The sequence below is a fragment of the Shewanella sp. cp20 genome, from assembly GCF_000832025.1.
Taxonomy (GTDB): Bacteria; Pseudomonadota; Gammaproteobacteria; order Enterobacterales; family Shewanellaceae; genus Shewanella.
The window spans coordinates 161,670-185,528 of the sequence record NZ_JPII01000019.1 but is presented as its reverse complement, the minus strand read 5'-3'; the positions used below and the strand labels follow the sequence as shown (position 1 = coordinate 185,528).

Annotated in this window: 25 protein-coding genes; 19 read left to right on the top strand and 6 right to left on the bottom strand. The window is 55.6% G+C overall.

The window, feature by feature from the left end; translation table 11 throughout:
- Positions 1-15: 15 nt before the first annotated feature.
- From DB48_RS07770 to nudE, 5 genes are all read right to left on the bottom strand, one after another.
- Positions 16-1,878, bottom strand: a complete 1,863-nt coding sequence (locus tag DB48_RS07770; protein WP_041509713.1) for an MFS transporter — start codon at positions 1,876-1,878, stop codon at positions 16-18.
- Entirely contained in the window at positions 1,869-2,489 is a 621-nt protein-coding gene (locus DB48_RS07765) for a TetR/AcrR family transcriptional regulator (RefSeq protein ID WP_041509712.1), read from the bottom strand. Before DB48_RS07765 ends, DB48_RS07770 begins: the two co-directional genes overlap by 10 nt.
- A 108-nt stretch (positions 2,490-2,597) precedes the next feature.
- Positions 2,598-3,053, bottom strand: a complete 456-nt coding sequence (locus DB48_RS07760; RefSeq protein WP_041509711.1) for a GNAT family N-acetyltransferase — start codon at positions 3,051-3,053, stop codon at positions 2,598-2,600.
- Positions 3,046-3,858, bottom strand: coding sequence for a 3'(2'),5'-bisphosphate nucleotidase CysQ (gene cysQ / locus DB48_RS07755; RefSeq protein WP_041509710.1), 813 nt, complete (start codon positions 3,856-3,858; stop codon positions 3,046-3,048). Before cysQ ends, DB48_RS07760 begins: the two co-directional genes overlap by 8 nt.
- A 53-nt stretch (positions 3,859-3,911) precedes the next feature.
- A complete protein-coding gene (nudE, locus tag DB48_RS07750; protein ID WP_041509709.1) occupies positions 3,912-4,457 on the bottom strand; it encodes an ADP compounds hydrolase NudE in 546 nt (181 codons plus the stop codon).
- A 95-nt stretch (positions 4,458-4,552) separates the two neighbouring features.
- On the opposite strand from nudE, the gene yrfG reads away from it, so the two are divergent.
- The 7 genes from yrfG (at position 4,553) to DB48_RS07715 (ending at position 11,496) form a co-directional block, all read left to right on the top strand.
- The gene (gene yrfG, locus DB48_RS07745) at positions 4,553-5,227 is read left to right on the top strand and encodes a GMP/IMP nucleotidase (RefSeq protein ID WP_041509708.1); all 675 of its coding nucleotides are present in this window, start codon (positions 4,553-4,555) and stop codon (positions 5,225-5,227) included.
- 118 nt (positions 5,228-5,345) lie between these two features.
- Positions 5,346-5,963, top strand: coding sequence for a transcriptional repressor LexA (gene lexA / locus DB48_RS07740; protein WP_041509707.1), 618 nt, complete (start codon positions 5,346-5,348; stop codon positions 5,961-5,963).
- The gene (locus DB48_RS07735; RefSeq protein WP_041509706.1) at positions 5,960-6,469 is read left to right on the top strand and encodes a cell division inhibitor SulA; all 510 of its coding nucleotides are present in this window, start codon (positions 5,960-5,962) and stop codon (positions 6,467-6,469) included. The genes lexA and DB48_RS07735 overlap by 4 nt, the downstream gene beginning before the upstream one ends.
- Before the next feature lie 398 nt (positions 6,470-6,867).
- The gene (gene coxB, locus DB48_RS07730; RefSeq protein WP_041509705.1) at positions 6,868-8,433 is read left to right on the top strand and encodes a cytochrome c oxidase subunit II; all 1,566 of its coding nucleotides are present in this window, start codon (positions 6,868-6,870) and stop codon (positions 8,431-8,433) included.
- Between the two features lie 9 nt (positions 8,434-8,442).
- On the top strand, positions 8,443-10,053 hold the full coding sequence (ctaD, locus tag DB48_RS07725; protein ID WP_052813710.1) for a cytochrome c oxidase subunit I: 1,611 nt from the start codon (positions 8,443-8,445) through the stop codon (positions 10,051-10,053).
- A 1-nt stretch (position 10,054) separates the two neighbouring features.
- Entirely contained in the window at positions 10,055-10,624 is a 570-nt protein-coding gene (locus DB48_RS07720; protein ID WP_041509703.1) for a cytochrome c oxidase assembly protein, read from the top strand.
- The gene (locus DB48_RS07715) at positions 10,621-11,496 is read left to right on the top strand and encodes a cytochrome c oxidase subunit 3 (protein WP_041509702.1); all 876 of its coding nucleotides are present in this window, start codon (positions 10,621-10,623) and stop codon (positions 11,494-11,496) included. Before DB48_RS07720 ends, DB48_RS07715 begins: the two co-directional genes overlap by 4 nt.
- A gap of 19 nt (positions 11,497-11,515) precedes the next feature.
- Here DB48_RS07715 and DB48_RS07710 read toward each other — a convergent pair whose 3' ends face one another.
- A complete protein-coding gene (locus DB48_RS07710; RefSeq protein WP_041509701.1) occupies positions 11,516-11,734 on the bottom strand; it encodes a DUF2909 family protein in 219 nt (72 codons plus the stop codon).
- Here DB48_RS07710 and DB48_RS07705 point away from each other — a divergent pair.
- The 12 genes from DB48_RS07705 (at position 11,733) to DB48_RS07650 (ending at position 23,853) form a co-directional block, all read left to right on the top strand.
- Entirely contained in the window at positions 11,733-12,476 is a 744-nt protein-coding gene (locus tag DB48_RS07705) for an SURF1 family protein (protein WP_041509700.1), read from the top strand. The two genes, DB48_RS07710 and DB48_RS07705, sit on opposite strands and share 2 nt — an antisense overlap.
- 172 nt (positions 12,477-12,648) lie before the next feature.
- Complete coding sequence (locus DB48_RS07700) at positions 12,649-13,200, top strand: hypothetical protein (RefSeq protein ID WP_041509699.1); 552 nt, start codon at positions 12,649-12,651, stop codon at positions 13,198-13,200.
- The gene (locus DB48_RS07695) at positions 13,200-14,183 is read left to right on the top strand and encodes a COX15/CtaA family protein (protein ID WP_041509698.1); all 984 of its coding nucleotides are present in this window, start codon (positions 13,200-13,202) and stop codon (positions 14,181-14,183) included. The genes DB48_RS07700 and DB48_RS07695 overlap by 1 nt, the downstream gene beginning before the upstream one ends.
- A gap of 12 nt (positions 14,184-14,195) precedes the next feature.
- On the top strand, positions 14,196-15,098 hold the full coding sequence (gene cyoE, locus DB48_RS07690) for a heme o synthase (RefSeq protein ID WP_041509697.1): 903 nt from the start codon (positions 14,196-14,198) through the stop codon (positions 15,096-15,098).
- Positions 15,099-15,100: 2 nt separating this feature from the next.
- Positions 15,101-15,736 (top strand): SCO family protein, encoded by a 636-nt coding sequence (locus DB48_RS07685; protein WP_041509696.1) that lies wholly within the window; start codon positions 15,101-15,103, stop codon positions 15,734-15,736.
- A gap of 139 nt (positions 15,737-15,875) precedes the next feature.
- Positions 15,876-16,175 (top strand): STAS domain-containing protein, encoded by a 300-nt coding sequence (locus DB48_RS07680; protein ID WP_041509695.1) that lies wholly within the window; start codon positions 15,876-15,878, stop codon positions 16,173-16,175.
- A complete protein-coding gene (locus DB48_RS07675) occupies positions 16,172-16,534 on the top strand; it encodes a response regulator (RefSeq protein ID WP_041509694.1) in 363 nt (120 codons plus the stop codon). The genes DB48_RS07680 and DB48_RS07675 overlap by 4 nt, the downstream gene beginning before the upstream one ends.
- A 19-nt stretch (positions 16,535-16,553) precedes the next feature.
- Complete coding sequence (locus tag DB48_RS07670) at positions 16,554-18,572, top strand: chemotaxis protein CheA (RefSeq protein ID WP_041509693.1); 2,019 nt, start codon at positions 16,554-16,556, stop codon at positions 18,570-18,572.
- Between the two features lie 43 nt (positions 18,573-18,615).
- The gene (locus DB48_RS07665) at positions 18,616-19,173 is read left to right on the top strand and encodes a chemotaxis protein CheW (RefSeq protein ID WP_041509692.1); all 558 of its coding nucleotides are present in this window, start codon (positions 18,616-18,618) and stop codon (positions 19,171-19,173) included.
- Positions 19,174-19,195: 22 nt separating this feature from the next.
- Positions 19,196-21,757: a methyl-accepting chemotaxis protein gene (locus tag DB48_RS07660; protein ID WP_235375361.1), complete on the top strand. Its 2,562-nt coding sequence runs from the start codon at positions 19,196-19,198 to the stop codon at positions 21,755-21,757.
- A gap of 190 nt (positions 21,758-21,947) precedes the next feature.
- Entirely contained in the window at positions 21,948-22,778 is an 831-nt protein-coding gene (locus tag DB48_RS07655) for a CheR family methyltransferase (protein WP_052813709.1), read from the top strand.
- A gap of 28 nt (positions 22,779-22,806) precedes the next feature.
- Positions 22,807-23,853 (top strand): protein-glutamate methylesterase/protein-glutamine glutaminase, encoded by a 1,047-nt coding sequence (locus DB48_RS07650; RefSeq protein WP_041509690.1) that lies wholly within the window; start codon positions 22,807-22,809, stop codon positions 23,851-23,853.
- Positions 23,854-23,859: the final 6 nt, after the last annotated feature.

The window sequence follows — 23,859 nt, the reverse complement described above, 5'->3', positions numbered from 1 at the left end:
AAAAACGGCAAGCCGCTAGGATGAGGGCAGCATGGCCTCGACCCGCTCGCGCAGCAGATGGCGGTTAGCCTCGGTACCCGACACCACATCATCGAGATCAACCGATATCTTAGACCAGAAGCGTTTGGGTCTGGTGCTCAGGGCATGACCATCCTTATGACTGAAGTAGGAGCCCCAGAGACCACTTAGCGCCATAGGGATCACTGGGACAGGATCGCGGGCGAGGATCTTGTCGATGCCGGGGCGGAATTCGCCCAGCTGACCGTTAGGGGTCAGGCGCCCCTCGGGGAAGATACACACCAAGTCTCCATTGGCCAGCGCCTGATGAATAGCCTCAAACGCCTGATTATAGGTTGCCTCACACTGACGCGGGGAACAGATGGGGATCACTCCCGCGTGGCGAAACAGATACTTAAGCAGTGGCATCTCGCTGATAGACTTATCCATCACGAAACGGATCGGACGGGTCGAAGCGCCCATGATGATCAGCGCGTCCACATAACTGACGTGATTGCACACTATGATGCCGGCGCCCTCGCTGGGGAGTTTGTCGCGGCCGGTCACGGTGACGCGATACAAAATATGGCTCAGCAGATAGCTGACAAATCTCTGGGTAAACTCAGGCACCTGACTATAGACATACAGGGCAACCACGGCATTGAGCAGCGCCAACAATAAGAAGAGATCTGTGATGGCCCAACCTAGGCCCTCCAACAGCAGAATAGACAACGCTGCCGAGACCACCATGAACAGGGCATTCATTATGTTGTTTGCGGCGATTGCCTGAGCACACTCACCCCTATCGGCGCGCGACTGAATGAAGGCATACAGAGGCACGATAAACAGACCACCGCTCACCCCCACCATAAACAGGGCAAACATCACCCGGTAATGCTGCGACTCGGCGATGAAGCGACTAAAGCTATAGACGGTCTCGGCCTGGGCCGGCAACTCCGGGAGTGACCACAGCAGATCCACGCCAAATAGGGTGAGCCCGGCCACACCGAAGGGCAGAAGACCCAGTTCCACGTGTCCAAAAGAGAAACGCTCACACAGAAAGGAGCCCACCGCGATACCGATAGAGAACAGGGCCAACAAGAGCGACACCACGGTCGCATCCGCATGCAGATGCAACTTGGCAAAGTTGGGAAACTGAGTCAGATAGGTCGCCCCGAGAAACCAGAACCAGCTAATCGCCAGGATCGCCATCCAGATACTCGGGGTCTTTCTGACCTTAGCGATACTGCGCCAGGTGCCCGACAAGGGCGCGAAACGAATCTTAGTGATCGCGCCTTGAGGCGGCATGGCGGGAATCGCCCGGCTGGCCAGGTAGCCGGCAACGGCCAGCACAAACACGGTCGCCGCGGTAGCGATAATGCCCTTGTCGCTGGCCACCAGAAGCCCGGCGCTGAGTGTGCCTATCAGGATCGATAAGAAGGTACCCATCTCTACCCAGGCATTACCCGTCACCAGCTCATTTTCCGCCAAGGCCTGAGGCAGGAGCGAATATTTTACCGGCCCGAAATAGGCCGACTGACTGCCGGTTAAGAAGAGCAGCACTAACATCACCATATAACTCTGGCTCAGAATCGCCATGGCCGCGCAGGACATGATCACCAGCTCCAGCTGCTTTAAGCGTCTGATCAATTTGGCCTTATCCATGTTGTCGGCCACCACTCCCGCGTGGGCGGAAAACAGGAAGAAAGGCAGGATAAACACGCCGGCGGCAAGGTTAACGAACAGGTTGACGCTGATGGGCAGATCCTCTATCTGGCTATAGGTCACCATCAGAAGCAGCACATTCTTGTAGATATTATCGTTGAGTGCCCCCAGGCACTGAGTGGCAAAATAGGGAAAAAACCGCTTGGTTAACAGCATAACGCCTCCTTGTGATAACCCAATCCTTTAAGTTGAACCGCGATATGGTGGCGAATGGCCTCCTCGATACTTATTCCGGGAGCAAAGAGCTTATCGTCCAGCGCCAGACACACCAGGCCATGCACGCCCCCCCACAGGGCTCGGCTCGCCAGTAATCGTTGCTCACCGGATAACTCGGGCAACAGCTCGCCCAGGCAAGACTCTATCAAGGCAAACAGCTGCGCAATAAGCCGGGCATGATGCTCGCTCAGCCCCTGCTCATCGGTTGCCTTAAGCTCGAAGATCAGCTGAAAGGCTCTAGGCTGCTCGAAGGCAAATTGCTGGTAGGCGTTGGCCATTGCCTCGAGTGGATTCGAGTCATAGGCTTGAGAGACTTGTGCATTAGAAGCCAGGCGCTGGTATAGCTGATCCAGCGTCAACTCGGCGACGGCTAGCAGCAGACCCTGATAGCTCCCGAAGAGATTCACCAGGGTGCTGGGCACATAGCCGACAACTTGAGCCACCTTGCGCAGGCTCAGGCTATCGAGTGGCTCGACCGCCAAATGCTGCAACACGGCGGCGGTTGCCATCGCCCGAATCTCATCATGAGTATGTTCCTTACGTCTTGCCATCTCGGCCCCATCCCTCTGTCAAGTTGCGTTCAAGTTACCAGCAAGCAAAATAAAAAACAATGTTCATAATAAGATTATTTTTCGGCGACCAGAATAAAAGAGGGAAATTTATCGGCTGAGTGTCATGAGAACTCTGTCTTCGTCTGGACCGAAGTAGTCGGCCTCCAGCCCTTGCTCGACAAAGCCTAGCCTGGCATAGAGGTGCCTGGCAGGATTATCCGGCGCCACGGTGAGCTTCACCTGTGTCACGCTAGCGGGTAGCGCGCCCAAGGACTCTACAATCAAACGCCTGCCTATGCCTCGCCCCTGAGCGGCACTATCGACGGCGACCGAGAGGATCCAGGCACTGTCTACCCGTTCGCTCCTGGCCAGCAGTATGTAGCCCAGTAGACATTCATTTTCGTCACAAGCGACTCGCAGGCCGCTTGGCCAGCAGTCGAAACTCTGACGAAAGAAGAAGTCTGGATAGGCATGAGCACCAAATAATCCCTGCTCCAGACGATAGAGCGCCTGCAGCTGGTGCTTACCAGCCGCCTTGATAGAAATATGAGGGAGATTATTCACGGGTTAACAGCTCGTCCCATGGCAGGTGGGTCGATCCCACGACGATAAAGTTGGGATTCTCCAAGGATTCACGCTCGTTATAACTCAGTGGCTGTAGCTCGAGATCCATCACCTGGCCGCCTGCCTCTTCGATAATGATCTGCGCCGCGCCCGTGTCCCACTCGCCCGTGGGACCGATACGCACATAACAGTCGGCGCGGCCTTCTGCCACCAGACAGCTCTTAAGCGCCGCACCGCCCAGCACCACTAGCTCGCAGTGTTTAGGATGATTGAAAAGCTTCAATACAGACTGGGGATCCTGACGACGACTCACCGCCAGGCGCAAACAAGGCTCATCGTCTGTGGTGAGCTGTTTGCTGGCGATACGCACCTCGCCCTTGCTGCTGCGCTTATAGGCGCCCAGCCCCGCAATGGCGTAATAGACCACGCCCGTCATAGGCACATAAACCACGCCCATGATAGGGCGATTGTGCTCGACCAGGGCGATGATCACCGAGAAGTCACCGCTACCGGCAATAAACTCGCCTGTGCCATCTAGGGGGTCGACTAACCAGTAGCGCTGCCAGTCGGCGCGCTCGACATAGGGGATATCGGCATCTTCTTCGGATAAAACCGGGATCTCAGGGGTGAGACTGTTAAGCTGGGAAGCGATGATCTTATGGGCCGCGATATCGGCAGAGGTCACCGGGGTATTGTCGGATTTCACCTCTTTGTCAAAACTGCCCTCGAGGTAGATCCCTTTAATGGCTTCTCCCGCCTCGATGGCAATCGAAATCGCCTGCTCAACATACTCTTCTGGCTTCATCACAACTCCAACAGCCTACATCTGGCAATGCCTAATATGATAATTCGGATTAACTACTTTAGTTTTAGATGTTTCTGTGCCAAAAACAAGGCGCTAACGCTTCGAGATTCGGAAAAGTCATCTTCTAATAACAACTCAGACCACTGGCTCAATGGCCAACGCACCAGCTCTATGGGTTCGGGCTCGTCACCCTGCAATCGACTCTCGTACAGATCCTCGGCAACGAAGATCTGCATCTTGCTGGCAAAGTAGCCCGGCGCCAGGCTCAGCTCCATCAGATGGGTCAACTTACGAGCACCAAAGCCGATCTCCTCCTGCAGCTCTCGGTTGGCCGCCTGGGCATGGGTCTCCCCAGGATCCACTAAGCCTTTGGGGAAGCCCAACTCGTAACTATGGGTGCCTGCCGCATATTCGCGTCCCAACAGGAGTTCCTCGCCATGCACAGGCACCACCATCACGGCGCCGCGGGTATTACCCTTCATGCGCTCATATTGACGCTCAACCTGATTCGAAAATTTTAAATGCACCTGCTCTATCTGAAACAGACGGCTCTGGGCAACAACTTCGGCATGTAGGATCTGCGGCTTTTTGTCCGACATTGAACTTCCTGAAAAATGGCGTTTGCTTAACCACTCAATCTTACTATGATGGGCCTAATCCACAACTCAAACCAAGGAATTTTTTTACGACCTTTATGTTTCCCTGGAATAAGATAGACACCGTATTGTTAGACATGGACGGTACCCTGCTGGATCTGCATTTCGACAACCACTTCTGGCTCAGCCTGGTGCCTCAGGCCTTGTGTCAGCAGCGGCAGATCCCACCGGCCGAGGCCCAGCAACTGGTAGAGAGTGCCTATGCCAAGGTCTTCGGCACCCTGGAGTGGTATTGCCTCGAATATTGGCAACAGGAGTTGGGTCTGGACATTCTGGCGCTGCATCACACCCTGGTCGACAGGATCCAGCTGCGTCAGGACAGCATGCCCTTTCTCGGCGCGCTCGCCAAATACGGCAAGCGACGCATCTTAGTCACCAACGCCCATCCCCACAGTCTGGCGTTGAAGCTCAAACATACCGAGCTGGCTAGCGGGCTAGACGAGATGCTCTCCAGCCACACGACCGGCTATCCCAAGGAGCATCCCGAGTTCTGGCGTCACCTGTTTAATGAGTATTCCCTGGATCCCAGCCGCTGTCTGTTTATCGACGACAGTGAGCCCATTCTACTGGCGGCCCAAAAAGCCGGCGTCGGCTATCAGCTAGGGATCAAGAACCCCGACAGCCAGAAGCCGCACAAGCAGTTTGCCGACTTCCCGGCCATCGACGATTACCATCATCTACTCGTCTCCCTAGAACAGGCTCAACGAGACTAGCCGCCTGCGCTTTACGCGCTAATCGCTTGATGAGACTGACAGAATATCTGGTTAATACTTGCACTGTATAAAATACTGTATATACTGACAGGTACTGTATGGAAAGACAGGATTAATCATGAGACCCTTAACCCCGAGACAAGCCGAGATTTTAGATCTGATTAAACGCAATATTGCCGACACCGGCATGCCGCCTACCCGTGCGGAAATTGCGCGTCGCTTAGGCTTTAAGAGTGCCAATGCCGCCGAGGAACACCTCAAGGCGCTGGCCAAGAAAGGTTGCATCGAGATCATGCCCGGCACCTCACGCGGCATTAAGCTGACCCAAGAGGAAGAGCCTGAAGATCTCGGTCTGCCTCTCATTGGCCAGGTCGCCGCCGGTGAGCCAATCCTGGCTCAGGAGCATGTGGAGCAACACTATCAGGTTGATCCAAGCATGTTCCGCCCCAGCGCCGACTTCCTGCTGAGGGTCAAGGGTGACAGTATGAAAGATATCGGCATTCTCGAAGGCGATCTGCTGGCAGTACATAAGGTCGAACAGGCCAGAAACGGTCAGATCATTGTTGCCCGTGTGGAAGACGATGTCACAGTTAAACGCTTCGAGAAGCGCGGCAGCACCGTATTCCTTCATGCAGAAAACGAAGAATATTCCCCTATCGTCGTCGATCTCACCACTCAGAGCCTGAGTATCGAAGGCCTGGCCGTTGGCGTTATTCGAAATGGAGACTGGCAATGAACAACCTCATGGGCATGGCGCCACGCCATCCAGGGCTGTGGGTCGATCTCGACAGCTCGCTTAAGCGCGGCGATAGAAACACTATCTCCACGACGGCAAGTTCGACTCAGGGCAAACAGGAGCTCCAGGCCCTCACTCCGGAACTGGCCAGACTCAGTCAGCAGGGGCAATGGGTGGTGCTGATCAGCCCGCCAAACATAGGCTACAAACAGATGCTGGCCGACGGAGGTGTTCGCATGGATCGTATATTACTTGTGCACACCAAGGATGAGGTCGAAACTCTGTGGGCGATGGAAAAAGCCCTCACAAGTGGTACATCCAGTGCGGTGATCTGCTGGGCGCAAACCTTGGATGCCCGTGATAGTCGTCGCCTGCAGATCGTCGCCAAGAATACCCGCGCATTAGGGGTAGTGATCGAAGATGCGAACGGTCACTTACCTGCCAGCCCGTTTTCCCAAGAGGATCGCAGCGGTCAGCCCTCGAATCTGTTTAGCTCGCTACACTAATCATCCTCGCACTACCTTTCCATACAGACGCCCCGCAAGGGGCGTTTTTGTGTCTGTTTTGTTTAGCAAAATAAAATAAAAGTGATCTTGATCAATATTTAAACAGCCATTAAGTTAGTAATAGATATCAACGATTATTTGTTATATCGCACAATTTGGTTGTCGGCTTGAGCGGCGAAAATAATCCTGTAACACCTCGCCCACGGAAGCTGAAATTGGTCTGATATATTCAGCCGTAAGTGCAAGCGTGGTCACCACCAACAGAACAAGAGTTTCACCACCGACGCACTTTGAAGTCATCGTTGCTTTTTTGGGAACTGAAGAGTTTGCATAGAGCCGAGACATACTGTGTGGCTCTTCTTTGTAGTTGCCTTCGCAATTGACAGAGGAGAAGTCTAGTGAAGCAAGTGTTGTGTTGTTTGCTGGCGTTGCTATTTACGCCCACCATACTCGCAGCAGATATGCCCCTGAATATGACATCAGGGGTCACAGAGATCAGTAATAAGGTGTTTAGCCTGCATATGACGATTCTCTATATCTGTTGTGCCATAGGCCTGGTCGTCTTTGGCGTGATGATCTACTCCATCATCAACCACAGGCGTTCTAAGGGTGCCGTCGCGGCAAACTTTCATGAGAGCACTAAGGTAGAGATCGCCTGGACGATCGTGCCTTTTGTCATCTTGATCCTCATGGCCATCCCAGCCACCAAGACACTGATCGCCATGGAAGATCCCAGCAATGCCGATCTCACCATTAAGATCACAGGTTCCCAATGGAAATGGCACTACAGCTACTTCGATCAAGACATTAGCTACTACAGCCTACTCGCCACTCCCAGAGAACAGATAGAGGGCAAGGAGGACAAAGGCGAACACTACCTGCTGGAAGTCGACAAACCCCTGGTGCTACCGGTCAATCGTAAGATCCGTTTCCTGATGACCTCAGAAGATGTGATCCACTCCTGGTGGGTTCCCGCCTTCGCGGTGAAGAAAGATGCAAACCCAGGCTTTATCAATGAAGCCTGGACCCGTATCGACAAGCCCGGCATCTATCGAGGGCAATGCGCCGAGCTCTGTGGCAAAGACCATGGTTTCATGCCCATAGTGGTGCAGGTACTCTCGGAAGCCGATTTCGATAACTGGATTGTAGAACAGGAGGCCCAGGCCAATGCGGCCGCCGCCGAGGCTCAGGCCGCCCTGTCTAAGACCCTATCGAAAGACGAGCTTATGGCCCAGGGTGAGCAGGTCTATATGGCCCGCTGCGCCGCCTGCCACCAACCAAATGGCGCCGGCCTGCCGGGTGTATTCCCCTCGCTCATCGGTAGCCCAATCATAAAAGGCCCTGTCGCCGATCACCTCTCTGTGGTGCTACACGGTCGATCTGGCACGGCGATGCAGGCCTTCGCGCAGCAGTTGACCGCCACAGAAATTGCCGCCGTGGTGACCTACGAGCGTAATGCCTGGGGCAACGACAGCGGCGATATGGTTCAGGCAGCCGACGTTAACCAGGCAAGCTCAGGTGCACAGAGCGGCACAGATGCCGGTACAAATGCTGAGACGGCCCAGCCGACACCTCCACCAGCAGCCACAACGACCGAGTCAACCGAGCCGGCCTCCTCTAATGATGACGCTAAAGCAGTGGTTTTAGACGACCTCAGCATGGATGAGCTGATGGCTAAGGGCGAGCAGGTTTACCTCGGCCACTGCGCCGCCTGCCACCAGGCCACAGGCATGGGTCTGCCGGGCGCCTTCCCGGCACTAAAGGGCAGTGCCATCGCCACAGGGCCGGTTGATAACCACATCGACATAGTGCTTCACGGCAAGCCGGGTACCGCCATGCAGGCCTTTGCCAGCCAGTTAACGCCTCAGGAACTCGCTGCGGTGATCACCTTTGAGCGCAACGCTTGGGGTAACAACACAGGCGATATGGTTCAGGCAACAGACGTCAATCAAGCAGGTCAATAGGAAGGCATTATGAATGCAATAACGCGTGAAGCAGATATGGATGCCACTCATATTGGCGAACATTCAACCCACCATGAGGAGCACCCCACGGGAATAAAACGTTGGCTGTTTACCACCAACCATAAAGATATCGGTACCCTCTATCTCTGGTTTAGTTTCATCATGTTCTTAACCGGCGGCGCCATGGCCATGGTGATCCGTGCCGAGCTATTCCAACCGGGTCTACAACTGGTGGAGCCTAACTTCTTCAATCAGATGACCACGGTACATGGTCTGATCATGGTATTTGGCGCCGTGATGCCAGCCTTTACCGGCCTAGCTAACTGGCTGATCCCTATGATGATAGGGGCGCCAGACATGGCCCTGCCGCGCATGAACAACTGGAGCTTCTGGATCTTGCCCTTCGCCTTTGCGATCCTGATTAGCTCGCTGTTTATGGAGGGCGGTGGCCCTAATTTTGGCTGGACCTTCTATGCCCCGCTGTCGACGGCCTATAGCCCGGACAGTACGGCCTTGTTTGTCTTCTCGGTACACATCATGGGGATCAGCTCCATCATGGGCGCCATCAATGTGATCGTCACCATAGTTAACATGCGCGCCCCCGGCATGACCTGGATGAAGCTGCCACTGTTTGTCTGGACCTGGCTGATCACCGCCTTCCTGCTGATCGCCGTGATGCCAGTGCTCGCCGGTGTGGTCACCATGGTACTGACTGACAAGTTCTTCGGCACCAGCTTCTTCGATGCCGCCGGCGGTGGTGATCCTGTGATGTTCCAGCATATCTTCTGGTTCTTCGGCCACCCCGAGGTCTACATCATGATCTTGCCATCCTTCGGCATCATCTCGGCCATAGTACCCGCCTTCAGCCGCAAGAAGCTGTTTGGCTACTCCTCCATGGTATACGCCACCGCCAGCATCGCGATCCTCTCGTTCCTGGTCTGGGCGCACCACATGTTTACCACAGGGATGCCTGTGTTCGCCGAGCTCTTCTTCATGTACTGCACCATGCTTATCGCCGTACCGACCGGGGTGAAGGTATTCAACTGGGTAGCCACCATCTGGCGCGGCTCGCTTACCTTCGAGACCCCCATGCTGTTCTCGCTGGCCTTCATCATCCTCTTCACCATAGGCGGCTTCTCCGGGCTGATGCTGGCCATCACGCCGGTGGATTTCCAGTACCACGATACCTACTTCGTCGTGGCTCACTTCCACTATGTGCTGGTGTCGGGCGCCATCTTCTCCATCATGGCGGCGGCTTATTACTGGCTGCCTAAGTGGACGGGACACATGTATAGCGAGAAGCTCGGCAAGCTGCATTTCTGGTGCTCCGTCATCTCGGTGAATGTGCTCTTCTTCCCCATGCACTTCCTGGGGCTGGCGGGCATGCCGAGACGTATTCCGGACTACTCGATTCAGTTTGCCGATGTGAACCAAATTGTCTCTATCGGCGGCTTCGCCTTCGGCCTGTCGCAACTGATCTTCCTGGTGGTGGTGATCAAGTGCATTCGCGGCGGCGAGGCGGCTCCCAGCAAGCCGTGGGATGGCGCCGAGGGCCTGGAGTGGACCCTGCCGAGCCCGGCCCCCTACCATTCATTCTCGACACCACCCGAGGTGAAATAGCATGACGGACACTAAGGCGTACTCCAACCGTAAGCTGATCGGCCTATTACTATTAGGTTGCGTGGGCATGTTTGGCTTCGGATTCGCCTTGGTGCCCCTATACGATGTGCTATGTGAAAAATTAGGCATCAATGGTAAGACGCAATCGACCGCCGCCGAATATAAGGCGGTGACCATAGACACCAGTCGTACGGTAACGGTCGAATTTATGGCTCAGACTCAGAAAGATATGCCCTGGGTCTTCGCCCCCGAGATGAAACGTATTCAGGTGCATCCGGGTGAGGTGGTCCGTACTCAGTTTCACGCCAAGAACCTCTCGGCACAGCAGATTGTCGGACAGGCGATCCCCTCTGTCTCACCGGGACAGGGCGCGGCCTACTTCCACAAGACGGAGTGCTTCTGCTTTAACCAGCAAAGACTCGAAGCCAATGCCGATGCGCAATTACCCTTGATCTTCTACGTCGATACCGAGCTGCCCGAGCAGATCTCGACACTGACCCTCTCTTATACGCTATACAACATCACCGACAAGGGGTACGTAGGTGATGTTGAGCAAGGAGCTGCGAAATGACAAGCAAACATGAACACTACTATGTCCCCGCCCAGAGCGCCTGGCCCATCATAGGTGCCGTCGGCCTCTTCCTGATCGCCTATGGCGCAGGCAGTTATGTACAGCAGTTACAGACGGAACAAACCAGTGGGGGTTATATCCTCACCGCGGGGATCGCCGTTATCCTCTACATGGTCTTCGGCTGGTTTAGAACAGTGATCGGCGAGTCCATGTCTGGCCTCTATTCCAAACAGATGGACCGCTCCTTCAGGCAGGGCATGAGCTGGTTTATCTTCTCCGAGGTGATGTTCTTCGCCGCCTTCTTCGGCGCCCTGCTCTATGCCCGCACCATTGCCGTGCCTTGGCTCGGCGGCGCCTCAAACAATGCCATGACTCACGAGGTGCTCTGGCCCAATTTCCAGGCGGTCTGGCCCCTGGTGGCCACACCGGACGGCACCAAGACGGAAGCCATGGGATGGACGGGCCTACCCCTCTACAACACCATCATACTGCTGACCTCGTCGGTCACCCTGCACTTCGCCCACGTGAGCCTGGAGAAGAGTAAACGCACCGCGCTCACCCTCTGGCTGGGGATCACCATACTCTTAGGTCTCGCCTTCCTCTTCCTCCAGGCGAAAGAGTATGCCCACGCCTATCAGGAGATGGGGCTGACCCTCTCCTCCGGCGTCTATGGCAATACCTTCTTCCTGCTCACTGGATTTCACGGCATGCACGTGACCCTGGGAACCATCTTCCTATTTGTGCTCTTCTTGCGGGTATTAAAGGGGCATTTCACGCCTGATAAGCATTTCGCCTTCCAGGCGGGTAGCTGGTATTGGCACTTTGTGGACGTGGTCTGGCTATGCCTGTTCGTATTCGTCTATGTCCTCTAAGGAGGCTAGTGATCGCCTATTAATAGGGTCTGGGATTTGGGGTGATCACCCCAAGTCCCAGGGCTATCAACAGCAAGAGCACCACCAGCACAGAGAAAAGCACGCGCCGCCCCAGATACTGACTCATGGGCGCCTTGCTCTCTCCCTTCACCAAGACAAATAGGGCCCGGCCAAGATTAAAGATAATGAAGACCAACAGCAGTACTAAAACGACTTTAAACAGCAATATTTCGCTCATGAAGGCTCCCACAATTCGCGGCGGCACGATTTTTCTCGTTTTAGTTACTTTGCTGGTATTCACCGTCTTGGTCAAGCTGGGGCTGTGGCAGCAAGGCAGAGCCGCCGAGAAGCAGGCACTGCAACAGGCGCTCGAACTCAAGCAGGCCGCCGCGCCGCTGGATTATCGGCAACTACTTAGCCTAGCCGAGCACGAATCCCTCACCGGATACCGATTGGAGGTCACCGCGACGCCTATAGACGCCCCCGCCATACTGCTGGATAACCAGGTCTACGAGGGTCGCGTCGGCTATCTGGCCTATCAGGTGATGCGTGTCGAAGCCGATGCGCCTTTACTAATGGTCGAACTCGGCTTCATCGACAGTGGCCTAGACAGACAAAAGTTACCCCAAATAACACGAATGACTCAGACGGTGACATTAAGCGGGCGTGTCTATCAGAGGGCCAGCAACCCCTTGAGCCAACACCTACTGCCCGAAGTAGGCGATCCCATGCGAATTCAAAACCTTAACCTGACCGAGCTATCTCAGCAGCTAGGCATGCCGTTGGCCCCCGCCATACTGCAACCCGAGGCGATACCGGGCGGCGCACTGCCACATCCCTGGCAGCCGATCCCCATGAGTGCACAGAAACACCAGGGCTATGCCCTGCAGTGGTTCTCCATGGCGACCGTCTTTCTTATACTCATGACTTACCTGCTGATATTTAAGAGGAAAAACAAGGAACCCAGTGAAAAAAAATGAGTGTCGTAACTTGTTGCGTAAAGACATCTGACCCTGTAGGTTAATCAATAGGCACCTTGATAAATAGGGTGCCTACCCAGGTAAATGGTCACTTCCTAGCCGTCTCGGGGAGTTGATATTTTTCGGTGTCTGGCGCGCGCTAACCCATAAAATAATCAACCAGAGGATTAAGATGAGATCCCCAAAGAGCCGAGGCGCAAAACCCCTAATTATCTTACTGCTGGTCTTTGTCTTGCCCGTGGCGGTAGCAAAACTGGTGCTGAGTCTGAACCTCTATCATGGCGGCGCCACCAACAAGGGGGAGCTTCTGCCGTCCGACACCAACTATGCCCGCCTAGCCATGACCAATCCCATGCCCAAACACTGGCAGATGATCTACCTACTTCCGGCACAATGCGATCAGGCCTGTATGAACCGACTCTACATACTGCATCAGAGCCAGATCGCCCTGGGGCGAGACCAGCACAGGGTCAATCCCATTATATTATTGCAAGCTGACAGCGATCTCATGGCGCTGCAGGAGAGTGAGTTCGACTTCACCACGGCCCAGGCCACCGAGGCGGTCAGCCAGATGCTGACCCAGGAGGAGATCATCATAGTGGATCCGCTGGGTTCGCTGGTGATGCGCTACCCCCAGGTTGAAGATGAACAGGCCCAGCTGATGCTCGGCAAGGCGTTGATCGCCGACTTAAGAAAGATGCTTAAACTGTCGAGGGTCGGCTAATGCAGATGACATCCGTACTGAAACTCACCTTAGTCTTTACCCTGTGCGTGATCTTGATGGGGGCCTACACCCGACTCTCGGACGCCGGCCTAGGCTGTCCCGACTGGCCAGGCTGCTACGGCATGATCAAGGTGCCCACCCAGAGCCACGAACTGGCCAAGGCCCAGGACAGCTTTCCCGAACATACGGTAGAACCAGAGAAAGCCTGGCTGGAGATGATCCACAGGTATATTGCCGGCACCTTAGGCCTACTGGTCGCCTTCATCCTCTTCATCAGTTTCAGGCAGCCCGACGCCCCTAAGAAGCTCCCCAGCTTTATCGCCCTATTAATCCTGTTCCAGGCGGCGCTGGGGATGTGGACGGTCACAATGAAACTCATGCCCGTGGTGGTGATGTCGCACCTGATCGGCGGTTTCACCCTGATCTCCCTGCTATGGCTGCTCTACCTTAGAACCAAGCCACTGCGACTACCCGGCGGCGAGCCCAGACTGAGAAAACTCGCCCCCTACGCACTCTTCTGCCTCGGCTTACTCGTGCTGCAGATCATCCTGGGCGGCTGGACCTCATCTAACTATGCGGCGCTGGCCTGCACCACACTGCCCATCTGCGAAGGGGACTGGGTAAGCAATCTCGACCCACTGCATGCCTTTTATCCCCTACATAAGACGGAAGGCAGCTATGAGTTTGGCATACTCGACTACTCCTCCCGCATGACCATCCATGTGGCGCACAGATTCGGTGCCATCATTACGGCGACAGCCCTGCTTTGGCTGGTCTACCGCATGATCAAACTGTCTCACTCTCAGCTGCTCAGACGCAGTGCCTGGGTGCTACTAGGCTTGTTGTGCCTACAGATAGCACTTGGCATCAGCAATGTTGTGCTGCACCTCCCCTTGGGAGTTGCCGTATCCCATAACGCGGGCGCCGCACTCTTGTTACTCACCCTGGTTTTCATCAACTACGCCCTGTGGCGTAAGGCATAAGGAGGCATCGCCATGGCCAAACCTATGACAATCACCAAGCATGCCGTTACCCCTCTCCCCTGGCGCGCCTATCTGGAGATGACCAAGCCAAGGGTAGTCGCCCTGATGCTGTTGACCGTATTGGTCGGCATGTGCCTGGCGGTACCCGGCGCCGTACCGGTTCAACCCTTAATCGCCGGTCTAATTGGCATAGGCATGATGGCGGGGGCGGCCGCGGCCTATAACCATCTGATCGACCGCCGCATCGATGGCCTGATGGCCCGAACCTATAATCGTCCGCTACCCAAGGGCCGCGTCTCCATCACCAAGGCACTGACCTTTGCGACCGGTATGGCGATTCTCGGCTTTATGCTGCTCTACTGGGCCGTCAACCCGCTCACCGCCTGGCTCACCTTCGCCAGCCTCATAGGCTACGCGGTGATCTATACCGCCTATCTCAAGCGTGCCACGCCACAGAATATCGTCGTCGGCGGCCTGGCCGGAGCCATGCCACCGCTGCTGGGTTGGACGGCGATAACCGGCGAGTTTCACGGCCATGCGCTGCTGTTAGTGATCATCATCTTCGCCTGGACGCCGCCCCATTTCTGGGCGCTGGCGATCCACAGACGCGCCGAGTATGCCAAGGTCGATGTGCCCATGCTGCCAGTGACTCACGGCGTCGAATTTACCAAGACCTGCATCCTGCTCTACACGGTTTTATTGGCGCTGGCCTGTCTCTACCCTGTGCTCGTTGGCATGTGTGGTCCCCTCTATCTGGTGGGGTCAACTCTATTAAGCTGCGGCTTTATCTATAAGGCCTGGCAGCTCAAGTATAGAGACCAGCCGGGACTGGCGATGCAAGTGTTTCGCTTCTCCATCTACCACCTGATGCTGCTCTTCTTGCTGCTCTTGGTCGACCACTATCTCTGGAGCTAACGATGAAGCCAATACTGGTCATCATTACCTTACTCATCTTCAGCGGCCTGGGGGCGATCGCGGCGGTTAACTACACAGCTAAGCCCACGCCGCCCGAGTTGCTCACCAGCTATCGCTATCCCCAGCAACGACCCTTGTCCCCCTTCGAGCTAACCGATCAGAACGGCAAGGCCTTTACCAACGACCAGCTTAAACACAAGTGGAGCCTGTTCTTTGTGGGCTATACCTCCTGCCCGGATGTGTGCCCCACCACGCTTGGTAAGCTGGCGGCGGCCTATCAACAGCTGGAAGGTGTGGTGGATCTGCAGGTGGTGTTTCTGTCGGTCGACCCTGCACGGGATACCCAGGCTAGGCTCAAAGATTACATCAACTTCTTTAATCCTAACTTCGTCGCCGTCACGGCGCCCCATAGCCAGTTGCTCCCGCTGACCCGGGAGCTGGGCTTCGTCTATACCATGGTGGGCGAAGGCGAAAATTATCAGGTGGATCATAGCGCCTCCATGGTGCTCATCTCTCCCGACGGCACCCGAATGGCGACGGTTAAGCCCACCAGCCTAGATCCTCGTCAGCTACCTCAAATCCGCAACAAGCACCTCATTCACGATGTGATCGCCCTGGCGACCCACTATGGTGAGTAACAAAATCCTTCACTGTCGGCTCCCACACGGGAGCCGACTTAGTTAAAAAACTGTTATTTTTCAGGCAAGCCTCTTATTTACCGTCTATCTTTTGATCCTAGTGGAGTCTTAATGACAGGGATTGTAGAGGAGCCCCCCGATGACCCAGAGTCCGATTCGCTTGGCGTCTGAGCTGACGATTCGTAACATCCAGCAGGTCCACCATGATATTGCCGAACAGCTCACCGCGTCTGATACCTTGAGTATCGACGCCAGCCAGTTGACCCGGGTCGATACCTCAGGTGCCCAGCTGCTCTACTTTTTGCATCACTATTGCCAAACGCACCACCACGCCATCGAATGGACACCTCCCACCGAAGAGGTCGGGCATACCTTGGCCGAGTTGGGGCTCGACGCGGCACAGATCTTTGCGCTTGCTCAGGAGACAATTCAAGAATGAAGAAAATACTCGCAGTGGATGATTCTGCCTCCATGCGCCAGATGGTGGGCTTTACCCTTAAGACGGCTGGATTCGAGGTTACCGAGGCCTGCAACGGTGACGAGGCGCTGACCCAGGCCAAGAGCCAGGACTATGACTTAGTGATCTCAGACGTCAACATGCCAGTGATGGACGGTATCACCCTGATCCGTAACCTGCGCACCCTACCCAACTACAAGTTTACCCCTCTACTGATGCTCACCACCGAGTCGGGCAGCGACAAGAAGCAGGAGGGACGATCGGCCGGTGCCACCGGTTGGATAGTCAAACCCTTTAATCCCGACCAGTTGCTTGCCACGGTCAACAAAGTATTACGTTAATTTGATTGGATGGTGAGATATGGAAATCGATCTGAGTCAATTCAGCCAAGTCTTCTTCGAAGAAAGTCTCGAAGGCTTGGAAAGCATGGAATCAGAGCTGCTGAAATTAGATATCGCCGCACCGGATCCAGAGGCGATCAACACCATCTTTCGCGCCGCCCACTCCATCAAGGGCGGCAGCGCGACCTTCGGCTTTACTCAGGTTGCTAACTACACCCACCTGCTGGAAACATTACTCGACGAGATCCGTGACGGTCGCCGCGAGATGACCAGTCATCATCAGGACATCTTGCTGCTGTCGGTCGATCTGCTGCGCAACATGCTCGATGCCGTGATGCACCAACAGACCTTCGACGACCCTATGCTCAGCGAACTTGAGCAGAAATTTGCCGCCGAGCTCAATCAGGCTCAATCGCCGGAGCAAACACCAAACGAACCCGAGACGCCAGAGCTAACCACCTGGCAGATCACCTTCAAGGCGGGGACGGACATACTCAGGTACGGTAACGATCCCCTGTTGATGTTCAACGAGCTCAACCTGTGTGGCAAGCTTAGGGTCGAGCTTGTCCCCCAGGAGATCCCCGACTTCACTCAGTATGACCCCGAGGCCTGCTATCTCGCCTGGTCGCTCACCCTCACCACTGACCAGCCTCTATCCCGTCTCAAGGAAGCCTTCGAGTGGGTCGAGGATGAATGTGAAATCGACTATCAGGCGCATACGCAAGAAAATGAAACACCGCCAGCCGAGGCTGAAGCCCCATCAGAACCGGTTAGCCAAACCGATACGCCAAACAAGGCTGCCAACCCGGTAAAACCCAGCGTGGTGAGCAATAAGAACCAAGATGCGGGTTCGATTCGTGTCAGCATCGAGAAGATAGATCTGCTGATCAACATGGTGGGTGAACTGGTGATCACCCAGGCCATGCTCGGCCAGATTGGTCAGCAGGAGGAGATGACACCTGAATCCTTCATCACCATGAAGCAGGGACTGGAGCAGCTGGCCAGCCACACCCGGGATCTGCAGGAGAGCGTCATGCAGATCCGCATGCTGCCCATCAGCTTTGCCTTTAACCGCTTCCCCCGTCTGGTGCGGGACATAGGTCAGCAACTGGGTAAAAAGGTGGAGTTGATCCTCAAAGGGGAAGATACCGAGCTGGACAAGACGGTAATGGAGAAGATCGTCGACCCTATGGTGCACCTGGTGAGAAACTCCCTCGACCACGGCCTCGAGACTCCAGAGGTGCGCCGCCAGAAGGATAAGCCCGAGACAGGCACTCTCACACTGAATGCCTTCCATCAGGGCGGCAACATCATCATAGAGATCATCGATGACGGCGCCGGCCTGAATACCCAAAAGATCCTCGACAAGGCACGGGCCAAGGGGCTGGTAGGCAGCGATGAAGAGCTCAGCGAAGAGGCCATTCACCAGCTTATCTTTAAACCCGGCTTCTCTACCGCAGAGACAGTCTCCGACCTCTCAGGACGAGGCGTCGGCATGGATGTGGTGCTGAGAAACATCCACGAACTCAACGGCACCATAGAGCTGAAATCCACCCAGGATAAGGGCAGCCGCTTTACCATACGCCTGCCGCTCACCCTGGCGATCCTCGACGGCCAGTTGGTCCGCATAGGCAGACACACCTATGTCGTTCCCCTAGTCGCGATCCATGAGTCACTCGAGGTACCCACGGCCCACATCAACCGCCTGAGTGAAGAGCATGAGGTGGTTCGTCTACGGGACGAATATCTGCCTGTACTCAAGGTCTACGAGGCCTTCAATCATGAGGCCGACGCCAAACAGATTAAAGATGGCCTGGTGATGGTGGTCGATGCCAACAACGACAAGGTCGGGCTCCTGGTCGACGAGCTTCTGTCTCAGCAGCAAGTGGTGATCAAGAGCCTAGAAGACAACTACAGCAAGGTGCCCGGCATCTCGGGGGCCACCATACTCGGCGACGGCACGGTTGCCTTGATCATAGATATTGCCGGATTAGTCGGCCTCGCGGGTATCAACAGCACCCAAGAGCACGCCGCCTAGGGAGCCAAATGATAGGGAACCAAATGAAAAGGGAGATTCATCCATGACACAGGCAGATGAAGCAGGCATCACACTCACCGCCAAAGACGATGCCAGCGACCAGTATCTAACTTTCATCATGGCCGATGAGGAGTATGGCGTCGACATTCTCTCGGTACAGGAGATACGAGGCTGGGAGCCCACGACCGTCATTCCCAACTCCCCGGGCCATGTCAAAGGGGTGATCAACCTGCGCGGCACCATAGTGCCCATCATAGATCTGCGGCAGAGATTCGGTATCGCCAGCCTAGACTATGGCCCCACGACTGTGGTGATCGTCATCAAGGTCTGCGTCGGCGACGAACACAAGGTGATTGGCATAGTGGTCGATGCCGTCTCCGATGTCTTCAGCGTCAATCACAAGGATCTTCGCGATGCTCCCGACTTTGGCGAAGAGACAGATCTCACCTTCATCAAGGGACTCGCCAACCTGGCGGACAAGATGGTCATCCTTTTGGATATCGACACCCTACTAAGCAGCGAGGTGTTGCCCGAGGCCGCCCAACTGTCAAACATCATCAATACTATCGACGCTGCATCGACACAGGCTGTCAGCGCCTAAACCGGCAAGAGAGGAACAGAGAATGGATGCAATGAACAGCAAGACTGGCAACGCAAACAATCTGCCAATCATTGGACTGCTTATCGCCGCCGTCGCAGCCCTATTAGCCTTCACCCAGCAGCCCTCGCTCTGGGTTGGCATAGCTCAGGTGATAGCCATCGCCGTCATCGCCCTGGGTATTCAACAGCAGGGACAGGTGCAACACAATCTGCGACAAGCCTTCGACGAGATCCGCCAGGCAATCAATGGCAAGAATCCCCCCAGCTTTTCCGCCTTCGACTATCCTCATTGGTCGGAGATCAGCCACAGTCTTACCCAGCAATGGCATGCCAATCAAGCCAGCCAGGCGCAGCTGAGGGCGCTGGAGATCTGTCAGGCCAACGTGATGTTAGCCGACCCGCAAGGCAATATTAACTTCCTTAACCAGTCGCTACGCCACACCCTGGAGCAGGCCGAGTCAGACATACAGCAGGCCATTACCAGCTTCAGCGTCGACACGCTGATTGGCACCAACATGGACACCTTCCACCAGCAACCCAGCCATCAGCAGAACATCATAGCCAGCTTGAAGCGACCTCACTCGGCGCAGATTAAAGTGGGCAGTCGCATCTTCTCGCTGATCGCCTCCCCCGTGTTTGACGATGAGCATCAGCGCATCGCGACCGTCGTCGAATGGCAGGATAAGACTGAGGCACTGGCCAAGGCCGACGCAGAAAACAAGCTGGCTCAGGAGAACAGCCGCATCAAACAGGCATTAGATGTCTGCCGTGCCAACGTCATGGTGGCGGATGCCGATTACAACATCATCTACCTCAACGACTCTGTTACCCAAATGCTTAAAGACAATGAGCAGACGCTGCAACAGACACTGACCAAGTTCAACACAGATAGCCTGATCGGCAGCAATATCGATCTCTTCCACCAGAACCCGGCCCATCAACGTAAGATGCTCGACAGGCTCACCGGCAGCTATGACACCAGCATTCAGGTCGCCGGACTCGACTTTACCCTGATTGCCACCCCTGTGTTTGAGAACGGTGTGCGCACGGGCACAGTGGTCGAATGGCAGGATGTGACCGAGCAGCTGGCCAAGGAGGCTACAGAACGTCAGCTGGCCGCCGAAAACGCCCGCATCAAGCAGGCGCTGGACAATGTCTCCTCCAATACCATGGTGGCCGACGCCGATCTGAATATCATCTACATGAACAAGGCCGTCAGCCAGATGTTCAAGCAGGCGCAGAACGATATCGCCAAGGATCTGCCGAACTTCGATGCCGGCAACCTCATCGGCGTCAACATAGACAACTTCCACAAGAATCCCAGCCACCAGCGCAACCTACTCAAGACGCTGACCAACACCTACACCAGCCAACTCAAGGTGGGCGGACGCACCTTCCAGGTGGTTGCCAATCCCATCCGCGACCCTAACGGCACCAGCATAGGCACGGTTGTGGAGTGGTCCGACAGAACCGCCGAAGTAGCCATAGAGCATGAGATAGACTCCATCATCAGCGCCGCCAGCAAGGGCGATCTCTCCCTGAGGGTCGGCACCCAGGATAAAGAGGGCTTCTTCCTCAACCTCTCTAACGGTCTCAATCGTCTGGTCGGCATCGCCGATCAGGTGATCGGCGATGTGGTCAATATGTTCGATGGCCTGGCCAAGGGGGATCTCAATCGTCAGATCCAGGGCGAATATCAAGGCCAGTTTGGTAAGCTACAGGCCGATGCCAATGCCACCGCCTCCAAGTTGACCGAGGTGCTCGACGGCATCAACCAGTCGGCCAATACCGTCACCTCGGGGGCGGAGGAGATAGCCCAAGGTAACGCCGATTTGAGTCAGCGCACCGAGGAGCAGGCCGCCTCCCTCGAAGAGACCGCCTCCAGCATGGAGGAGATGACGGCGACAGTTACCCAGAGTGCGCAAAACGCGACGGTCGCCAACCAACTGGCCCAGGAGGCCAACACTAAAGCCGCCCATGGTGGCAAGGTGGTCGACCAGGCCGTGACCGCCATGGAGGCGATCAACGAGTCGAGCAAGCGCATCGCCGACATCATAGGGGTGATCGATGAGATCGCCTTCCAGACCAATCTGCTAGCCCTCAATGCCGCCGTCGAAGCCGCCAGAGCAGGCGAGCAGGGACGCGGCTTTGCCGTGGTGGCTGGCGAGGTGCGTAACCTAGCCCAACGCAGCGCCGGCGCCGCCAAGGAGATCAAGGAGCTGATCCGCGACAGCGTGACCAAGGTAACCGACGGCACCCAGCTGGTTAATCAGTCTGGCGAGACCCTGGAAGATATAGTGCAGGCCGTCACTAAGGTGGCCGACATGATAAGCCAGATCAGCATAGCCTCAGATCAGCAATCGGCGGGCATCCAGGAGGTCAACAAGGCGATCTCCCAGATGGATGAGATGACGCAGCAAAATGCCGCCCTGGTCGAACAGGTATCGGCCGCCGGCGATGCCATGGCGGAGCAGGCACGCAACATGAAAGCCCAGCTCGGCTTCTTCCAGTCCCAGACCCCGGTACATTCGGGCATGACCTCGGCGCCGCTCTCACTGGTACCGGCGACAGCCATGGCCCCCTGAATATCAGCAACGAGGAGTGGAATGAGTTTTAATACCAATCACAGTAAGTAAGCGATCAGTTATTGATTACGATTGGTATAAGGTCTATGGGCGCCAGGGGAAGGCGCCCCCATTGAGTCGAATCGATCGCCAGGAGCCGAGATCAGGCTAGGGGAAACAATTGGAACAGAGCAACGAAAAGGAATTTCCGATGGCGCAGCAAGACTTCGAATTTATTCGACAGCTTGCCTATCGCGAATCGGGCATAGTGTTGCCAGACAGGAAGCAGCACATGGTCTACTCGCGCCTCAGCAGACGCCTGCGTGCGCTCAAGTTGAATAACTTCAATCAGTATTGCCAAAGATTAACGGACGATGGCGGCGAACTGATCAACTTCATCAACGCCCTGACCACTAACCTCACCTCCTTCTTTCGCGAGGCACACCACTTCGACTATCTCGAGCGGCACCTGGTGCCTCAGTGGCAACAGAGACGAAACCGTCGCCTGCGCATCTGGTCATCGGCCTGCTCTACCGGCGAAGAGGCTTACAGCATCGCCATGACTCTGGCGAAACACTTTCCGCCGGCCAGCTGGGATCTGAAGATACTCGCCACGGATCTCGACACCAACGTGCTGGACAGGGCCAAGGCCGGCATCTACAGCCAGGAGGCCATGGCTAACCTACCCAAGGCGTTGCTAAACCAGTATGTCGAACCAGGACCTAATGCCGATGAGGTCAGGCTTTGCGACTCGCTCAAGCGACTGATCCACTTCAAACAGTTGAACCTACTGGGCGAGTGGCCCATGCACGGCCCCTTCGATCTCATCTTCTGTCGCAATGTGCTCATCTACTTCGATATCCAGACCAAGGTGAAGATCATCCGCCAGTTTCGACAACTGCTCGCCGAAGATGGCCACCTGTTTATCGGCCATTCGGAGACGCTGCATAATATCTCCAGCGATTTCAAACTGATCGGTCAAACCATATACCAACCTCAACATGCCGCCCTGGTGCGGCAACGACTCGGTGCCAGAGCATGACACAGATGACGCGAGAGGATGGCGCCAGATGATAAAAGCATTGATCATAGATGACTCACCTCTGGTCAGGCAGCTGCTTACCCATATGCTCTCACAGGCGCCGGATATCAAGGTGGTCGCCTCAGCCGAAGATCCCTACGAGGCCAGGAGCCTGATCAAGCAGTTCAACCCAGATGTGCTGACCCTAGATATTGAGATGCCCAAGATGGATGGCATCGCCTTCTTGCGCAACCTGATGAAGCTCAGGCCCATGCCGGTCGTCATGGTCTCAACCCTGACCCACAAGGGCGCCGAGGTCACCCTGGAGGCCTTGGCCTTAGGAGCGGTAGACTTCATCTCTAAACCTAAGTCGGATCTCACCAACACCCTGCTGGATTATACCGATGAGCTGATCGACAAGGTGCGCACCGCCGCCGTCAGCCATGTTAAGCCGCTCAACCGTCCGGTTGCTCGGGTAACCACAAGTAATAAGTTTGAAAACTCAGGGGACAAGTTGATCGCCATCGGCGCCTCCACCGGCGGTACCGAGGCGATCCAACGGGTGATCACTCCACTGCCGGCGAATACGCCCCCCATAGTCATTACCCAGCATATTCCCGCCGCCTTTAGCCTCTCTTTCGCCAAGCGACTGGATACCCATTCGGCGATGAAGGTGATCGAGGCCAAGGGGGGAGAGCTGATAGAGAGCGGTACCGCCTATCTGGCGCCGGGGGATGCCCACCTAGCGGTAGAGAAGCGTGGCACCAGGCTCTATACCAAGCTGCTGGACTCAGATCCGGTCAATCGCCATAAGCCCGCCGTGGATGTATTGTTCAACAGTATCGCCGAGTGCTATGGCGCCGACACCATAGGCATACTGCTGACTGGCATGGGAAGAGATGGCGCCCTGGGGCTGGAACGACTCAAGGCCGCCGGCAGTCACACCATAATACAAGATGAGGCCAGCTCAGTGGTCTGGGGCATGCCGGGTGCAGCCGCCGAGCTCAATGCCCATAAGGAGATATTACATCTGGATAAGATCCCCACCCGGCTGATGCAGCTACTCAACAGCAGCAAGACGGCGGAGATCTCCTAGCACTCG

Excerpts from the sequence above, each read along its gene's own strand:
- DB48_RS07695 (WP_041509698.1), top strand. The coding sequence starts at position 13,200 with ATGCAGATGACATCCGTACTGAAACTCACCTTAGTCTTTACCCTGTGC.
- nudE (WP_041509709.1), bottom strand. The coding sequence starts at position 4,457 with ATGTCGGACAAAAAGCCGCAGATCCTACATGCCGAAGTTGTTGCCCAG.
- DB48_RS07735 (WP_041509706.1), top strand. The coding sequence starts at position 5,960 with ATGAACAACCTCATGGGCATGGCGCCACGCCATCCAGGGCTGTGGGTC.
- ctaD (WP_052813710.1), top strand. The coding sequence starts at position 8,443 with ATGAATGCAATAACGCGTGAAGCAGATATGGATGCCACTCATATTGGC.
- DB48_RS07685 (WP_041509696.1), top strand. The coding sequence starts at position 15,101 with ATGAAGCCAATACTGGTCATCATTACCTTACTCATCTTCAGCGGCCTG.
- DB48_RS07655 (WP_052813709.1), top strand. The coding sequence starts at position 21,948 with ATGGCGCAGCAAGACTTCGAATTTATTCGACAGCTTGCCTATCGCGAA.
- cyoE (WP_041509697.1), top strand. The coding sequence starts at position 14,196 with ATGGCCAAACCTATGACAATCACCAAGCATGCCGTTACCCCTCTCCCC.
- DB48_RS07670 (WP_041509693.1), top strand. The coding sequence starts at position 16,554 with ATGGAAATCGATCTGAGTCAATTCAGCCAAGTCTTCTTCGAAGAAAGT.
- DB48_RS07720 (WP_041509703.1), top strand. The coding sequence starts at position 10,055 with ATGACGGACACTAAGGCGTACTCCAACCGTAAGCTGATCGGCCTATTA.
- cysQ (WP_041509710.1), bottom strand. The coding sequence starts at position 3,858 with ATGAAGCCAGAAGAGTATGTTGAGCAGGCGATTTCGATTGCCATCGAG.
- DB48_RS07675 (WP_041509694.1), top strand. The coding sequence starts at position 16,172 with ATGAAGAAAATACTCGCAGTGGATGATTCTGCCTCCATGCGCCAGATG.
- DB48_RS07770 (WP_041509713.1), bottom strand. The coding sequence starts at position 1,878 with ATGCTGTTAACCAAGCGGTTTTTTCCCTATTTTGCCACTCAGTGCCTG.
- DB48_RS07665 (WP_041509692.1), top strand. The coding sequence starts at position 18,616 with ATGACACAGGCAGATGAAGCAGGCATCACACTCACCGCCAAAGACGAT.
- DB48_RS07710 (WP_041509701.1), bottom strand. The coding sequence starts at position 11,734 with ATGAGCGAAATATTGCTGTTTAAAGTCGTTTTAGTACTGCTGTTGGTC.
- DB48_RS07715 (WP_041509702.1), top strand. The coding sequence starts at position 10,621 with ATGACAAGCAAACATGAACACTACTATGTCCCCGCCCAGAGCGCCTGG.
- DB48_RS07765 (WP_041509712.1), bottom strand. The coding sequence starts at position 2,489 with ATGGCAAGACGTAAGGAACATACTCATGATGAGATTCGGGCGATGGCA.
- DB48_RS07660 (WP_235375361.1), top strand. The coding sequence starts at position 19,196 with ATGGATGCAATGAACAGCAAGACTGGCAACGCAAACAATCTGCCAATC.
- DB48_RS07700 (WP_041509699.1), top strand. The coding sequence starts at position 12,649 with ATGAGATCCCCAAAGAGCCGAGGCGCAAAACCCCTAATTATCTTACTG.
- DB48_RS07650 (WP_041509690.1), top strand. The coding sequence starts at position 22,807 with ATGATAAAAGCATTGATCATAGATGACTCACCTCTGGTCAGGCAGCTG.
- DB48_RS07705 (WP_041509700.1), top strand. The coding sequence starts at position 11,733 with ATGAAGGCTCCCACAATTCGCGGCGGCACGATTTTTCTCGTTTTAGTT.
- yrfG (WP_041509708.1), top strand. The coding sequence starts at position 4,553 with ATGTTTCCCTGGAATAAGATAGACACCGTATTGTTAGACATGGACGGT.
- DB48_RS07680 (WP_041509695.1), top strand. The coding sequence starts at position 15,876 with ATGACCCAGAGTCCGATTCGCTTGGCGTCTGAGCTGACGATTCGTAAC.
- lexA (WP_041509707.1), top strand. The coding sequence starts at position 5,346 with ATGAGACCCTTAACCCCGAGACAAGCCGAGATTTTAGATCTGATTAAA.